This is a genomic window from Fusobacterium necrogenes, assembly GCF_900450765.1.
In the GTDB taxonomy this organism is placed as follows: Bacteria; Fusobacteriota; Fusobacteriia; order Fusobacteriales; family Fusobacteriaceae; genus Fusobacterium_A; species Fusobacterium_A necrogenes.
Genome location: NZ_UGGU01000003.1, coordinates 193,164 through 209,473, shown reverse-complemented (window position 1 = coordinate 209,473; position 16,310 = coordinate 193,164). Strand labels below are relative to the sequence as shown.

Genomic DNA, 16,310 nt, shown 5'->3' with positions numbered 1-16,310 from the left:
ATGAAAACAGCAATTTTCTTTGGAAGTACAACAGGAACAACTGAGATGATAGCAGGAAAAGTAGGAGAGTTATTAGGAGCTGAGGTTTTACCAGCTACTGAAATAGATAAAGTAGAGGATTATGATTTTGCTATATTTGCTACTTCTACTTGGGGAATGGGTGACTTACAAGATGATTGGTATGATGCATTAGATAAATTAAAAACTAAAAACTTATCTGGGAAAAAAATAGCTCTTATTGGTGTAGGAGACCAAGCTGGATTTGGAGATACATTCGTAGATGCAATAGGTGCTATCTATGAAGAAATTAAAGATATGGGAATAACTTTAGTAGGAAAAACTTCAACTGATGGTTATTCTTTTAGTAGTTCAAGAGCAGTAGTAGATGATGAGTTTGTAGGACTAGTAATCGATGAAAACAACCAAAGTGAACTTACAGACGAAAGAATAAATGCTTGGGTAGAAATGGTAAAATAATATGAGTGAACAAAAGAGAAATGAACTTGGTGTATTTTTTCATATGATATATGAATTGAATAAAGGTCTTAGAAGTTTGGCTCTTTTAACTACTACTACTGAAAATTTTGAAATAATTAAAGAAAGATTAGATAAATCTAGTTATACATATATTTTAGAGTCTCTAAAATCTAATTATGTTAATATTTTCTTTGGTACATCTGAATGTATAGAAGTTTTAAAAAAATTCAAAAAAAGTTCACTTAGAGAATATTCGGCAGAAGAGGATTTTATACTAGGAGTATTACTAGGTTACAATATACAACAACAATGTAAAAGATACATAAGCAGAAAAAAAGTTAGTTAAATGTGAAAAGCAGTCCAATATAAGGTCTGCTTTTTATATTTCATATCCGATATAAAATATCAGAATTATCTTAAAACGTATTGAATTATTAAAAAAAAAAGTGTATACTATGACAATAAACTAAATAAGTATAAATTATAAATAAAAGGTGATCAAATGAACAAAAATATGCTCCCAGACTTTTATGGAATATTAGAAGTACAACATTATATAAAAGGTAGATTAAGATTAAAAGTTAACATCCTCATAGGTGATGAGGAAAAAGCAAAATCTTTAATTGAAAAATTTTCTACTTTTGATGGGATAGAGGATATGACTGTAAATACCTTAATAGGAAGTGTTCTTATAAAGTTTTCTGAAGAACTTATTGATCCTATAACACTTATGGGTGCTGTGCTCAATGTTCTAGGCTTAGAAGATGAGGTTTTTGAAAAGAAAAATGGAAAAATTTTCTCTTTTATGAATGAGATGCTTGAGAGTATAGATTTCATGATTTATAACAAAACAAAAGGCATATTAGATTTAAAGACTTCGATAGCTCTTTTATTTATAATATACGGAATAAGAAAAGTTAGACAAAATCCTATAATGCCAAATGGTGTCAATTTGTTATGGTGGGGATACAACATTATATCTAAAGGAGGAAAATAGTGAATAGTCTCTTAAAATCAGCTTTTTTATACTTTAATAAAATAAAGGTAATTCATAGTATTCCAGGGAGACTAAGATTACAATTTCCTGGATTAGATAAAGTTCCTGAAGATATGAAAAAATATGAACATTATACTACAAGTATAATCAAAATGGAAAAAGGAATAGAAGAGATCACCTATTCATATATTACAAGTAAAGTACTTGTAACATATAATCCACAACTTACAAACGAAAAAAAGATTCTAGATTGGTTAAATTTTGTATGGAAAAAAATAGTTGAAAATGAAGATGTTTACAATAAAATGTCAGTTGAGGAGATAGAGAAAAACTTAGATAAATTTTATGAAATTTTATGTAAAGAATTAAAGAAAGGAAAATAAGATGAATGGTAGAAGTGATGGGCATCTCTTATATTGTGAAGTAGTTCATAAGATAAGAGGTAGAATTCGTATAAAATCTAAGTCTTTAAAATATTTGGGAAGATTGAAAACTGAAATAGAAAATCAACTAGAACAGGTAAAATATATAAAAAGTGCTAAAATTAGTAGTATCACAGGAACAGTAGTTATTTATTTTGACGATATAAACGTCACTGATGATAACTTGATAGCCTTTATCCAAAACACTTTAAATGTTTATCTAGTGGAGATATACAAAAATGAAAAAATAGAAAGTAATAAAAATATAGTCATAGAAAGAAAGTTACAAGAGGAATCTCCTGAAGAAATTATAAAAAAAATGGCAGCTGCTGGTATACTTTTACTATATAACATATTTAAAAAAGCTCCTGTAGCTCCAGTTATAGGAATAAAAAGATTGCTTAATCCCAACACTTTAGTAGTACTTTCTCTTGCTGCTCCTGTTATATCAAATGGACTGGGATGTCTAGTTAAAAATAAAAGACCTAATGCTGATACATTAAGCTCTAGCGCCATAATAAGTAGTTTATTACTTGGTAAAGAAAAAACAGCTCTTACTATCATGATAATGGAAGAGTTTGCTGAACTTCTTACAGTATATACAATGAAAAAAACCAGAGGAGCTATAAAAGATATGCTAAGCGTTGGTGAAAACTATGTTTGGAAAGTGACAGATAATGGAAGTATCCAAAAGGTAGCAATCGAAGAAATCAATAAAGGAGACAAAATAGTTGTCCAAACCGGAGAAAAAATAAGTGTTGACGGTATAATAACCAAAGGAGAAGCTTATATTGACCAATCTTCTATAACAGGTGAATACATGCCTGTAACTAAAAAAGTCGGTGAAAATGTTTTCGCAGGAACAATTATAAAAAGTGGAAATATCACAATAGAAGCTGAAAAAGTTGGAGATGAGAGAACTGTTTCAAGAATTATAAAACTAGTAGAAGATGCTAATTTTAATAAAGCTCAAATTCAAAACTATGCTGATAATTTCTCAGCACAACTCATACCTCTAAACTTTTTACTAGCTGGTATAGTCTATGGGGCTACAAAAAATATTCAAAAAGCTATGAGTATGCTAGTTATAGATTACTCTTGTGGAATAAGATTATCAACAGCAGCAGCCTTTTCAGCAGCTATTAATACAGCAGCAAAAAATGGAATACTTATCAAGGGAAGTAACTATATAGAAGAGATATCTAAAGCAGATACAATTATCTTTGATAAAACTGGAACAATCACAGAGGGAAAACCTAGAGTTCAAACCATAAAACTACTTGATAAAAGCCTAAGTGAAAATATGATGCTCGCATACGCAGCTGCAGCAGAAGAAACCTCTACTCATCCCTTAGCAATAGCAATTTTAAATGAAGTAAAAGAAAGAGGTATAGAAATACCTAATCATACTGAAAATAAAATTGTTGTTGCAAGAGGTATTGAAACTGAAGTAGAAAATAGTATAATAAGAGTAGGAAATAAAAAGTTCATGGAAGAAAGCGGTATTACTACAGAAAACTCCCATGATGAAATGAAGTTTATCTTAGGTAGAGGAGAAATACTAATATATGTAGCTAAAAATGACAAGTTGATAGGACTTATTGGAGTTACAGATCCACCTAGAGAAAATATAAAAAGGACTATAAATAGATTAAGAGGACAGGGAATAGATGAAATAGTATTACTTACAGGTGATTTAGAACAACAAGCTCAAACTATAGCTTCTAGAATGTCAATAGATAGCTATGAATCAGAGCTACTTCCTGAAGATAAAGCAAGAAATATTTTAGCTTTACAGTCAAGAGGAAGCAATGTAGTTATGATAGGAGATGGAATAAATGATGCTCCTGCTCTATCATATGCAAATATAGGTGTAGCGCTAGGAAGCACAAGAACAGATGTAGCTATGGAAGCAGCTGATATAACTATTACAAAAGATGACCCTTTATTAGTTCCAGAAGTAATCGGCCTTTCTAAAAAAACTGTTAAGACAATAAAAGAAAATTTTGCTATGGCAATAGGTATTAACTCTTTTGCTCTAGTTTTAGGAGCTACTGGAATACTTCCTGCAATTTATAGTTCTATAATACATAATATGAGTACAATCTTAGTTGTAGGAAATTCTTTAAAACTTCTAAAATACAAATTAAAAAATTAAGGAGAAAAAATGAAAAAACTTAGTGTAATAATAATGCATAAGTTGCCAAATAGAGTGAGATTAAAACTATCTGAACCAATAAAATCTTTAGAGGCTTTTAAGGATAATGTTACTAAAGATAACGAAAGTATAGAATTAAAATATAGCCCTATAACTAAAAGTGTAGTAGCTACATTCAATCCTGAAAAAATAAATCTCCAAGAAGCTATCTATAAGATACTCACGGCTTTTTCTATTGAAAACGGAATGATGCCAGTTAAACTTTTAGATGGTATAGAACAAAAAGCGATAGAAAGTTTTGCTATCTATTCAGGAGCTTCTATATTGATGTCAGGATTAAATATGCTAATAAACAGAGAAGACACTCAACTACAAAATATGATGAATTGGTTTTCTATTTCTTTAACATCAACTGCCATATTAGAACACGCTTGTATAGAAACTAATAGAAAAGGCGTATTTGATTTAGAAATACTCCCTGCAGTATATCTTGTTAAATCATTTTTAGATACTCCAAAACTTTCATTAGTAGCTATGATTTGGCTTACTACATTTGGTAGACATATTATTTCTACTAATAATGATGCAAAAGAAGTGAAATTTTTTAGAATAAAAAACAAACAGGAAAATAAAGATTACTATATAGCAAATGTTTGTGAAGATAATAGCATAGATAACATTGGTGATTTAATCTATCATATCTTCTTCAGAAAAAATAAAAATATGTCTAAAAATACAGAAAAGTATATTACAATAAATAAATAATAGGAGGTATTACCATGTTCGGATTTGGATTTGGTGGAAATGGAAAAATAACAAAAGCCCATGTAGTAGGAGCTGCAGTAGGTATAGGAGTAACAGTAGCAGGATACTATCTATACAAAAAAAATAAAACTAAGGTTGATGCTTTTTTAAGAAATCAAGGTATCAATATAAAATCTTGTGACTCTGTTAATTATGAAGCTATGTCAGTAGAAGCTTTAACAGAAACAAAAGAGCACATTGAAGATATCCTAGCTGAAAGAGAATTAAATGGAGCTACTTGTGAAGCTTGTGAAGTAGCTGAAACAAAATAGTAATTTTGGTAAAAGAAAAAGATAGCATTTTGCTATCTTTTTTTCTTATAAGTATAAGCTATAAAATCTTGATACTCCTTAGTTTCAAAAACAGTATAGCCAAAATCTTCTACTTTAGGGAAATAGAGAGGATTACTTGGAATACTTACCTCTACATGAGGTTTTAATTTAGAAATATAAATATTATCTACTGGATATTTTTCAAGATAAGCTTTATATACAGTAGCTCCTCCACAGATAAAAATTTTTTTATCTGTATTTTTGTATTTATCTATAATTTCATCAAAATTATCTTTAGAAGAGATAACAATGACATCCCTGTTTTTTTTCATAAGCTCAATTGGAACATATTTAGCAGTATTTTTTCCAAAGATAACGACATTTCCAACAGTCTTTTCTTTATAATAGGCCAGTTCTTCTTTAGAGTGCCAAAGAAGTCCATTTCCTGTTGGTGTCTTATCTCCAATAAGATTGTTTTTAGCAACACAAACTATTATATTTACTTCAGGTCTTTTCATTTATATAGCCACCTCATAAGAAATTTTATCCCCATATCTATAGTTTTCTATGACTACATCATCAGGTTTAAAATCATATATAGAAGTAAAATTTTCTATTTTCAAAGTTGCTCCCTCAAACTCTTCTCTTTTAATTTGTTCTAAAAGTACTGGCATATGTCTATCATAGATATGTACATTATGAATATTCCATATGATATCTGCAGCTTCAAGACCACACTCCATAGCTACTAATTTGTGAAGTATAGAGTATTGAAAAACATTAGCTACAAGTCCTAGTGCAACATCACAGCTTCTTTGTCTAACTTCAAGATAAAGCTTATTTCCTATTACGCTCCACTGAGTGAGATGGACACATGGAGTAAGTGCCATTTTATGAAGTTCTTCAGGTACCCAAATTTCAGTCATTATTCTTCTACTGTTAGGATTTTTTTTGATTTCATTTATTATATAATCAAGTTGACTTTTATAACCAAAAGTTTTTTTAGCAATTTGATAGCCATAGGCCTTACCTATAGTTCCATCAGCCATTTTCCATTCATCCCAAAATTTACATTTTAATTTATTTAATTCATCTACATTATTAGATTGCATTATCCATATCCAATATAGCTCTCTAATAGGAGCTTTATTTGGAGCAAATCTTGTAGTAATAAGATGTGCTTCATCAGTTGAATTATCTAATCTAAACTGATATCCAATATAGCTTTTATAGTAGGCAGGAGTTCCATCGGCATATTTAGTTCTTACATTTCCCTCACTCCATACTCCATGTTTATCAATTGTTTCTACTATATCTCTGTATATTTTATCAATTTTTGCCATTACTACCTCCTTCTAATTTTATATTTAATCATAATTATTTATTAAAGAAAAACTCTTTATATAATAGGTAGTAGACAGAAGCAGACCAACTGAAGTTAGAGCAATGTAATCCTTCACCAGTTTCTGGATTATAGTTTTCTCTTATTACTCCATCTTCTAAAAGTCCTTCTGAATTTTCAAATAATTTAATAGTGAGATCTCGAGCTTCTTTTTTATAACCATAATTATTCAATCCAATTATTCCAAAATATGCTTGATCTAACCATACAGGACCTCTCCAATATTTAGTAGGATCATACTTAGGATTATCTTTAGCAGCTGTTGGAAATGGTAAATAAGTATTCATAACATTTTCATCTAAAATATTTTCTACTACTTTTTTTGCCTTTTCATCATCAGCAGCATTAGCCCATAAAGGAATATATCCTTCTGTTCCCTTTCCTCTATTTACAAGTAACTTAGTATTTCCAGCATGATCAAATTGTAGATCATAATAATATCCTGTAGCCTCATCATACATATTATCATTTATATAGTTTTTAACATAGACAGCTTTTTCAAAAAAATCTTTACTTTCTTGAGTATAACCTAAAGTATCAGCAATTTTTCCTAAATATACCTTTTCAGCATATAAAAAAGAGTTTAAATCAACAGATTCCTGATTAATAGAATATCCTACTAAATTTTCTTGAGCATCTCTATTTTCAAAAACCTTAACCCCAATATCATCCTCTCCATAACCTTCTACATCAAATCTAACTGCATTATCCATTCCACTCTCCCAAGCTGCAGCTAAAATAATCTCTTCTGGAGAGTTATTATATCTGTGAACCATTCCTCCATATTCAGCAATACCATTTTTATTATGATCTCTATTGGTATACCACCACTCATGATAAGCTTTTAATTTGGGATACATCTCTTTTAAAAATTCCTTGTCTCCTGTAGCCTCATATACTTTCCATACAGCCCAAGTAGCTAAAGCAGGTTTAGAATTTCTTTCATTCCAATTTCCACCATCTCCTCCTCTATCTTCATCAGTATTATAGAAGATAGCATCAATAATAGCTCCCTTATCTTGAGGTCTTATCTCATCATTTGCTTGAATTTGATAATCAAAAAGAGCTCTGATATTATTTTTAGCTAGTTCTCCATCAAAATTAGCAGTTGCAACAGCTTGTTTCCAAGAATCCCAAGCCCATAGCCCATTAAACCACTTATAACTTACAGATGGAGTAATTCCATCATGTTTTAAAGCACCAGCTGCACTTCTCCAGTTAGTTGTTAGAGTTTCTATTGATTTTACTGCTATTTTACTATATTTATCTTGAGGATTAGTAATAGATTTTCTTAAATAGTCACTCCATCTTTTTGTGTTTTCATCAAATACTTTTTGAGGATCAGCTAAGATTAGGTAAATTTTTGGTGCCTCATCATTAGCTTCTTTTTCTGTAAAAGTAAAAGTTTCTGTACTGTGATGAGTATAAGTATTTCCAGGAGTTATAAGAACATTAGTAAGTTTACTTGTATAACTATCTCCTGATATTTTTGTTTCGATCTCTGAGTCATGCGTAACTTTGAATTGAGCTTCATCACTTATCATATAATCCCATACAAGTCTTTTTTCTTTGAAATCTACTTTGATTCCTCTATTTGTAACAATTAGAGAATTGTCTAGAGCAGTTGATTCATATTTATTTTTCTCTTCATTCCAACTTTGAAACTCATTATATATTTTTCCAGACCAGATGAGATTAAGATTTAAATCTTTATCTGATCTATTTATAATCTCTGTTTTTATTAAACTCGTTCTATTACTAGCAAAGATAAGTTCTAATTTAAGGACAAAATCTTCAAGTGTATAAATTTGTTCTAACCTTCCAGGATAATAATTAAACTGAGCTTTTCCATCCTTTAAGTTATAAATTTTTCCTGAATTAGAATCCTCGATTGAGAGTTTGCTAAAGGAGTTAGAAAGATTAGCAGCATACTCTTCTGCTAAATAAAATGGGCCTGCAAATCCTCCATAGAGCTCAAAGTTTCCAATTTCAGGTTGATAATATCCATGCCAAGCTCCTAAATCTACAAAACTATTAATATAATTAGTTCCAGTTTTATCAGTTTCTTTTCTAGGCTCAAAATAAGTATATTCTCTAGGATCTCCGTGAATATTTAAAATATTGTTATATTTTTCTATAGCTGAAGAATTAACCTCAGACTTTGGTTCAATAGTTGAACAAGCTGAACATGCTCCTATAATACTCAATAAAGTTGCTATTTTTTTCATACATTACCACCTTTTATTATTTAAAATTTTACAATATTTTGGTTTTTAGTATTTATACATATTTCCTATGATACCAACAGCTTCTTTAGCTTTCATAATTTTTTCTTGAGCTATAGCTCTAGCTTTTTTTCCACCTTCAAATAATACTGTATGAATATAATCCATATCTTGAGCTAATTTTTCTCTTCTTTCTCTAGCCTCTCCAAAATATTCAAGCACTGCATCTAATAACTCTGCTTTAGCATGCCCATACCCATAATTTCCAGCTAAAAATTTTTCTTTCATCTCATTTTGTTTTTCAATAGAGGCGAATAAAGTATATAACTTAGCTATATTATTATTTGGATCTTTTGGCTCTTCAAGTGGAGTAGAATCAGTTACAATACTCATAATTTGTTTTTTCAATTCTTTTTTACTGGCAAACATATTAATAGTATTTCCATAAGACTTACTCATCTTTTGTCCATCTATTCCAGGAACTACAGCTGAATCATCTAAGATAAGAGGTTCTGGAAGTTTAAATAGCTCCACTCCATATTGTTGATTAAATTTCATAGCAATATCTCTAGTCATTTCTAGATGTTGTTTTTGATCTTTCCCTACAGGCACAACATCAGCATCATACATGAGTATATCAGCAGCCATAAGAACTGGATAAGTAAGTAATCCTGTGTTAGGAAAAATTCCTTTAGCTATTTTATCTTTATATGAATGTCCTCTTTCTAATAGACCAACCGGTGTTACATTAGATAATAGCCAAGAAAGTTCAACATGCTCTGGAACATCTGATTGTAAAAATATAGTTGATTTGTTAGGATCAAGTCCAAGTGCTAAATAGTCTAAAACTATATTGTATGTATTGTCCTTTAAAGATTTTGGATCAGTAAGTGATGTCAGAGAGTGATAGTCAGCTATAAAATAAAATCCATCATACTCTCCACTATTTTGGGCATCTATAAATTGTTTCATAGCTCCAAAATAGTTCCCAAGATGAAGTATTCCACTAGGTTGAATACCTGATAAACTTCTTTTCATTATGTCCCTCCTAAATAGTATTATAATTTCATAATATTATAACATAATACAAGTTTTCTTTCTATAGTTATCAGAATAGAAACTCTATTTCTTAAACTTTTTATAATAAAAGAAAAATAATGTGTAAAATAAAAAAACATATAGTATAATAAAATTATCAAAAATTATGGAGGTACTAAAAATGGATTATTATGTTGGAATTGATCTAGGTGGAACTAATACGAAAATTGGAATTTTAAATATCGATGGGGAGATTTTTAAAAGTACAGTAATAAAGACTCTTTCTTCAGAGGGGGCTCAAAAAACTTTAACTAGAATTTGGGAAGCTACTAAAGAGTTAGGCGAAGAATTAAAAATAGATATAAAAAAAATTAAGGGAATAGGAATAGGAATTCCTGGTCCTGTTATCAATCAGAGTGTTGTGGCTTTTTTTGCAAATTTTCCTTGGGGAGAAAATATAGATATAAAATCTATGATGGAAGAGATATCTGGAGTGGAAACTAAACTTGATAATGATGTCAATATTATAGCTCTTGGTGAAGCTAAATATGGAGCAGCTAGAGGAAGTAAAACAAGTGTAACTGTAGCATTAGGCACTGGTATAGGTGGAGGAATCTATGTGGATGGAAAACTTATATCTGGATTTATGGGTGCTGGTGGAGAGATTGGACATATGAAGCTAGTTATGGATGGTAAGCTTTGTGGTTGTGGACAAAAGGGATGTTTTGAGGCTTATGCTTCAGCTACAGGACTTATAAGAGAAGCCACTTCAAGATTAATTGTTAATAAACAAAATTTACTTTATACGATGATAGAAGGAAAGTTAGACACCCTAGAAGCAAAAGATATATTTGATGCAGCAAAAGAGGGAGATAAATTTTCTTTAGATTTAGTAGACTATGAAGCTGAATATTTAGCAATGGGAATAGGCAATATTCTAAATATAATCAATCCAGAAAAGATCGTTCTAGGTGGTGGAGTAGCAATGTCTGGAGAAATTCTCCTAAATCCTATGAAGGAAAAATTGAAAAAATATGCTCTTCCTGTTACACTTAAAAATATAGAAATTGTACAGGGAATACTAGGAAATGAAGCTGGAATAAAAGGAGCTGTAGCTCTCTTTAATTAATGCTTTGAAAACTTTTTTCACGCACTAAAAAAAGTTTTTGAATTTTTAAATTAGAGGCTTGACAAAAGCTGAATAAAAGATTATTATTGATTATAGAGAATTAAAAACGTTCTTTATATCTTGAAAGATAGATTAAAAGTTCATTAAACAAACAGTGCACACTGTAGGAGGGAATTAGAATATGAAGAAAACAGGAATAATCTTAGGAGCACTACTTTTAGCAGCAGGATTAACAGGATGTGGTGGGGAGAAAGACACAACAGCAAATGCACCAGAAAAATTAAGAATTGGTTTTACAGCTTACAAATATGACGATAATTTTATAGCTTTATATAGAAAAGTTGTATTAGGAGAAGCTGAAAAAGTACAAGATAAGGTTGAGTTAACAATGAATGACTCACAAAACAGCCAACAAACTCAAAATGACCAAATAGATGTTATGTTATCAAAAGGTGTAGATGCATTAGCAATTAATCTAGTTGACCCAGCAGCAGGACAAACTGTAATGGAAAAAATTAAAGCTGAAAATGTACCAGTTGTTTTCTACAACAAAAAACCAGCTAAATCTGTTATAGATGCATATGATAAAGCATATTATGTTGGAATTGACCCAAATGAACAAGGAATAGCTCAAGGTGAATTAATAGCTAAAGCTTGGATGAATAATCCACAATTAGACCTTAATGGAGATGGAGTTATCCAATATGTTATGATAAAAGGAGAGCCTGGACATCCAGATGCTGAAGCAAGAACTATTTATTCTATCAAAACTTTAAATGATATGGGAATCCAAACTGAAGAGTTACATCTAGATACTGCTATGTGGGATACTGCTATGGCAAAAGATAAAATGGACGCTTGGTTATCAGGACCTAATGGAGATAAAATTGAAGTTGTAATTTGTAACAATGATGGAATGGCTTTAGGAGCTATCGAATCATTAAAAGCAGCTGGAAAAATCTTACCTGTATATGGAGTAGACGCATTACCAGAAGCAATTGTTAAAATTGAAGCTGGAGAAATGGCAGGAACAGTTCTTAACGATGCTCAAGGACAAGGAAAAGGAACTTGGGATATGGTTGTAAACTTAGCTCAAGGTAAAGCAGCAACAGAAGGAACTACATATCAATTAGTAGAAAAAGAATTATTAATTCCAAGTATCGGAATAGATAAAGAAAATGCAGCACAATTCAAATAGGATTAATTAGTAAATCTAATGTTAACAAGGGGAATTGTATTACAATTTCCCCTTTTTTATAAAAGAAGGAGAACATTATGGAAAACACTAAATACTTATTAGAAATGAGCAACATAACAAAAGAGTTTCCCGGAGTTAAAGCACTAGATGGTGCTAATTTAAAAGTAAGACCTCACTCAGTTCATGCACTGATGGGTGAGAACGGGGCTGGAAAATCAACTTTAATGAAATGCTTATTTGGAATTTATGAAAAAGACTCAGGTAGTATTATGTTTGAAGGTAAAGAGATAAACTTTAAATCAGCTAAAGAAGCCTTAGATAATGGGGTTTCAATGGTACACCAAGAGTTGAACCAAGTTCTGCAAAGAAATATATTAGATAATATTTGGTTAGGAAGATACCCTAAAAAGGGGTTTTTTATAGATGAAAAGAAGATGTATGAAGATACTAAAAAAATCTTTGAAGATTTGGATATAAATATCGATCCTCGTTCTAAGATGGGAGATCTTGCAGTATCTGAAAGACAAATGGTAGAAATAGCAAAGGCTGTATCATACAACTCTAAAATAATAGTTATGGACGAACCTACATCTTCTCTTACTGAAAAAGAAGTTGAACACCTCTTTAAAATTATTAATAAATTAAGAGATAGAGGTTGTGGAATAGTATATATTTCACACAAGATGGAAGAGATAAAAGCTATATCAGATGATATTACAATAATGAGAGACGGAAAATGGATAGCAACAGAATCTGTAAAAGAGTTAACTACAGAAGAGATTATTAATATGATGGTAGGAAGAGATCTAACTAATCGTTTCCCACCAAAAGATAACGTTGTAAAAGAAGAAATTTTAAAAGTAGAGGGGTTAACAGCTCTTCATCAACCATCAATACAAGATATAACCTTTGATTTACATAAAGGTGAAATACTTGGAATTGCTGGACTAGTTGGTTCAAAAAGAACAGAGATCGTTGAAACAATTTTTGGAATGAGAGAAAAAGAAAAAGGGAAAATAATTATTAAAGGGAAAGAAGTAAAAAATCATAATCCAAACGAGGCAATTGCCAATGGATTTGCTCTTGTTACTGAAGAGCGTAGAGCTACAGGAATATATGGAATGTTAGATATAAATTTCAACTCTACTATTTCAAACTTAGATAGATATAAAGTTAAAAATCCACTTCTAGCATTATTAAATGACAAAGGAATGAAAGATGATACTCAATGGGTAATAGATAGTATGCATGTTAAGACACCTTCACAAAATACTTCAATAGGCTCTTTATCTGGAGGAAATCAACAAAAGGTTATTCTTGGAAGATGGCTTCTAACTGAACCAGATGTTTTAATGCTAGATGAACCTACAAGAGGTATAGATGTTTTAGCTAAATATGAAATTTATCAACTTATGATAGATCTTGCTAAAAAAGATAAGGCAATTATTATGATATCCTCTGAAATGCCAGAGTTATTAGGTGTTACTGATAGAATTTTAGTAATGAGTAACGGAAAAGTTGCAGGAATAGTTAAAACTTCTGAAACTACACAAGAGGAGATAATGACACTATCTGCAAAATATCTATAGAATTAAAATATAATGAGAGAAAGAGGAGAAAAAAATGAGTATACGTACAAAAGATGGAAATATTGATTACAAAAAACTTTTAATTCAAAGTGGACTATATTTAGTTTTATTAATAATGTTAATAGCTATAATTATTAAAGAGCCTTCATTCTTGAGTATAAGAAACTTCAAAAATATCTTAACACAATCATCAGTAAGACTTATTATAGCTTTAGGAGTTGCAGGACTTATTGTTACAACAGGTACTGACCTTTCAGTAGGTAGACAGGTTGGATTTTCTGCAGTTATCTCAGCTACACTTTTACAAGCAGCTACTACTGCTCATAAAGTTTATCCTGATATGAAAGACTTCCCACTTTTTGGAGCAATAGCTATTGTAATGTTAGTTGGTATGGTAATTGGAGGTCTAAATGGACTTGCAGTTGCAAAACTTAATCTACATCCCTTCATTGTTACTATGGGAAGTATGACTATAGTTTATGGTATTAACTCACTTTATTATGATTTTGCAGGTGGTTCTCCAATAGCTGGATTTGCTGAAAAGTACAGTTCTTTTGCTCAAGGATATATTGATATTGGTGGCTTTACTATATCTTATCTAATCTTTTATGCTCTAATAGCTACAATTATCATGTGGATATTATGGAATAAGACTAAATTTGGTAAAAATGTCTTTGCCGTTGGAGGAAATATTGAAGCCGCTAAGGTATCAGGAGTAAACGTTCATTGGACATTAGTAAAACTTTATGCACTATCTGGTATTTTCTATGCTTTTGGAGGATTTTTAGAGGCAGGACGTATCGGTTCAGCTACTAATAACTTAGGAAATATGTATGAGATGGACGCAATTGCAGCTTGTGTAATTGGAGGGGTTTCATTCTATGGAGGAGTTGGAAAAATCTCTGGAGTTGTAACAGGAGTTATCTTACTTACAGTTATCAACTATGGACTTACATATATTGGAGTAAATCCTTACTGGCAATATATAATCAAAGGACTTATTATAATAGTAGCAGTTGCATTTGACTCTATTAAATATGCTAAGAAAAAATAATAACCTATAAAAACATCTAAAAATGGGAGTGTTGTAAATTTATGACACTCCTATTTTTTATTTTTTGTAAAATTTAAACTTAGTAGAAGAAAGTAGTAGTAAGTTTTAGCTAGTGGAATAGTTTTAAAAAAAGTGATAGTGTATATATACAGTAATAAAAAATATTTAGGAGGTAAGAGTTATGGAAAAACCAAGCTATTATATTATACTACCAGCTGAGGTAAGATATGATAAAAGATTAAAGTTCTCGGAAAAAATTTTGTATGGGGAGATAGCAACTTTAATACATCATAAGGGATTTTGTTATGCTAGTAATTCATTTTTTGCAAGTCTATATGAAACACATGAAAATACGATCAGTCTTTGGATAGCTAGCCTTGTAAAATATGGATACTTAAAAACAAATTATAGAGTATATGAAAGCCAGGGAAAAAAGAGACAGGAAAGACGAATATACTTAACGGAAAAAGTGAGGGACACTCAGCAAAATCATTTAATCCCCCTCAACGTAAATTGTGAGAAGAATAATACAAGTAGATTATTACAAGATGATTATATATTACATACAAATTTATTAGAACAAGATAAAAGTGATAACTTAGATGAGATTTTAAAAAATAATTTAGATACACAAGAAGAGATCCCAGAATTATTTAATACAAAAGAGATCTTTGGGAAAAAATAGGAGGAAAGGATATGAAATGTAAATATTGTGGGAAAGAATATATAAAAAATGAGGCTAATGGGATAGAATATTTGCCAGAATTTATTAGAAAACATATAGAATATATACCAGATTGTAATTGTTTAGAGAAAATTAAAGAAAAGGAAAAACAAGAAGAGATAAGAAAACAGGAAACTGAATCTATAAAAAATAGAGTTAAAAAGTATAAAGATATCTCTGTAATAGATAAGAAATTCTTAAAAAGTAGTTTTGAAGTAGCAGATATGAGTCAAAGGCATATGCAAGCCTCTCTTCGTTATGCTAAACGCTTTATGGAAAAAGAGATGGATGTAGGGATACTTTTCTATGGTGATGTTGGAACTGGAAAAACATTTGCCACCGCTTGTATTGCTAACTATCTGATGAATAGAGGAAAGAATGTCCTCGTGATAAATCTTGGACTTTATTTATTAAAATTAACTAGAGAGTGGGGAGAAGCAGAAAATAAAATTCTAAATGTAGTTGAAAATTGTGACCTGCTTATTATAGATGACTTTGGTGTAGAAAAATCTATTGAGAGTAAGAGTAGAAGTTGGAGAGCAGAAAAGATATATAATCTCATTGACACAAGGTATAGATCTGAAAAACCTCTTATTATCTCTACTAATTTAGAATTTGATAAAGATGAAAATAGATGTGAGATAGCTAAAAAATTCTCAGTTGAAGGGAAAAGTAGAATAAGAGATAGAATAGTTGAGATGTGTTATCCATTAAAAGTGGAAGGAAAAAGTAGAAGAGAATTCAATCAAAGACGATTTTATGAGCTTTTAAAAGAATAAGAAAACTGTGTTGTAGTGAGTTGTAATGAGTTAGAGATACTA

The 16,310-nt window shown here is 30.4% G+C and carries 17 protein-coding genes; 13 read left to right on the top strand and 4 right to left on the bottom strand.

Features of this window, described 5'->3' with window-relative positions; all coding sequences use genetic code 11:
• The 7 genes from DYA59_RS01345 (at position 1) to DYA59_RS01315 (ending at position 5,130) form a co-directional block, all read left to right on the top strand.
• Positions 1-477 carry a flavodoxin gene (locus tag DYA59_RS01345; RefSeq protein WP_115268624.1) on the top strand — a complete coding sequence of 159 codons (477 nt, stop codon included), beginning with the start codon at positions 1-3 and terminating at the stop codon, positions 475-477.
• Position 478: 1 nt separating this feature from the next.
• Complete coding sequence (locus DYA59_RS01340) at positions 479-823, top strand: DUF2023 family protein (RefSeq protein WP_115268622.1); 345 nt, start codon at positions 479-481, stop codon at positions 821-823.
• A 156-nt stretch (positions 824-979) separates the two neighbouring features.
• On the top strand, positions 980-1,474 hold the full coding sequence (locus DYA59_RS01335) for an HMA2 domain-containing protein (RefSeq protein ID WP_115268620.1): 495 nt from the start codon (positions 980-982) through the stop codon (positions 1,472-1,474).
• Positions 1,471-1,857, top strand: a complete 387-nt coding sequence (locus DYA59_RS01330) for an HMA2 domain-containing protein (protein ID WP_147368817.1) — start codon at positions 1,471-1,473, stop codon at positions 1,855-1,857. The genes DYA59_RS01335 and DYA59_RS01330 overlap by 4 nt, the downstream gene beginning before the upstream one ends.
• Before the next feature lies 1 nt (position 1,858).
• Entirely contained in the window at positions 1,859-4,054 is a 2,196-nt protein-coding gene (locus DYA59_RS01325) for a heavy metal translocating P-type ATPase (protein ID WP_115268615.1), read from the top strand.
• 9 nt (positions 4,055-4,063) lie between these two features.
• Positions 4,064-4,819: a hypothetical protein gene (locus tag DYA59_RS01320; protein ID WP_115268613.1), complete on the top strand. Its 756-nt coding sequence runs from the start codon at positions 4,064-4,066 to the stop codon at positions 4,817-4,819.
• A gap of 14 nt (positions 4,820-4,833) precedes the next feature.
• The gene (locus DYA59_RS01315) at positions 4,834-5,130 is read left to right on the top strand and encodes a hypothetical protein (protein ID WP_115268611.1); all 297 of its coding nucleotides are present in this window, start codon (positions 4,834-4,836) and stop codon (positions 5,128-5,130) included.
• Between the two features lie 32 nt (positions 5,131-5,162).
• Here DYA59_RS01315 and DYA59_RS01310 read toward each other — a convergent pair whose 3' ends face one another.
• Genes DYA59_RS01310 through trpS form a run of 4 tightly spaced genes read right to left on the bottom strand, consistent with a single transcriptional unit; the run spans position 5,163 to position 9,795 of the window.
• A complete protein-coding gene (locus DYA59_RS01310; RefSeq protein WP_115268609.1) occupies positions 5,163-5,648 on the bottom strand; it encodes a dihydrofolate reductase in 486 nt (161 codons plus the stop codon).
• On the bottom strand, positions 5,649-6,473 hold the full coding sequence (gene thyA / locus DYA59_RS01305) for a thymidylate synthase (RefSeq protein WP_115268607.1): 825 nt from the start codon (positions 6,471-6,473) through the stop codon (positions 5,649-5,651).
• 34 nt (positions 6,474-6,507) lie between these two features.
• Positions 6,508-8,760 (bottom strand): MGH1-like glycoside hydrolase domain-containing protein, encoded by a 2,253-nt coding sequence (locus DYA59_RS01300; protein WP_115268605.1) that lies wholly within the window; start codon positions 8,758-8,760, stop codon positions 6,508-6,510.
• A 45-nt stretch (positions 8,761-8,805) separates the two neighbouring features.
• Positions 8,806-9,795, bottom strand: coding sequence for a tryptophan--tRNA ligase (gene trpS / locus DYA59_RS01295; RefSeq protein ID WP_115268603.1), 990 nt, complete (start codon positions 9,793-9,795; stop codon positions 8,806-8,808).
• A gap of 181 nt (positions 9,796-9,976) precedes the next feature.
• On the opposite strand from trpS, the gene DYA59_RS01290 reads away from it, so the two are divergent.
• The 6 genes from DYA59_RS01290 to DYA59_RS01265 all read left to right on the top strand — a co-directional run bounded on the left by DYA59_RS01290 (position 9,977) and on the right by DYA59_RS01265 (position 16,268).
• Positions 9,977-10,924: an ROK family protein gene (locus DYA59_RS01290; RefSeq protein ID WP_115268601.1), complete on the top strand. Its 948-nt coding sequence runs from the start codon at positions 9,977-9,979 to the stop codon at positions 10,922-10,924.
• A gap of 181 nt (positions 10,925-11,105) precedes the next feature.
• Complete coding sequence (mglB, locus tag DYA59_RS01285) at positions 11,106-12,122, top strand: galactose/glucose ABC transporter substrate-binding protein MglB (RefSeq protein ID WP_115268599.1); 1,017 nt, start codon at positions 11,106-11,108, stop codon at positions 12,120-12,122.
• 77 nt (positions 12,123-12,199) lie between these two features.
• Positions 12,200-13,711: a galactose/methyl galactoside ABC transporter ATP-binding protein MglA gene (gene mglA / locus DYA59_RS01280; protein ID WP_115268597.1), complete on the top strand. Its 1,512-nt coding sequence runs from the start codon at positions 12,200-12,202 to the stop codon at positions 13,709-13,711.
• Between the two features lie 34 nt (positions 13,712-13,745).
• Entirely contained in the window at positions 13,746-14,765 is a 1,020-nt protein-coding gene (gene mglC, locus DYA59_RS01275) for a galactose/methyl galactoside ABC transporter permease MglC (RefSeq protein ID WP_115268595.1), read from the top strand.
• 181 nt (positions 14,766-14,946) lie between these two features.
• Positions 14,947-15,450: a helix-turn-helix domain-containing protein gene (locus DYA59_RS01270; RefSeq protein ID WP_115268594.1), complete on the top strand. Its 504-nt coding sequence runs from the start codon at positions 14,947-14,949 to the stop codon at positions 15,448-15,450.
• Positions 15,451-15,461: 11 nt separating this feature from the next.
• On the top strand, positions 15,462-16,268 hold the full coding sequence (locus DYA59_RS01265; RefSeq protein WP_115268592.1) for an ATP-binding protein: 807 nt from the start codon (positions 15,462-15,464) through the stop codon (positions 16,266-16,268).
• Positions 16,269-16,310 lie beyond the last annotated feature (42 nt).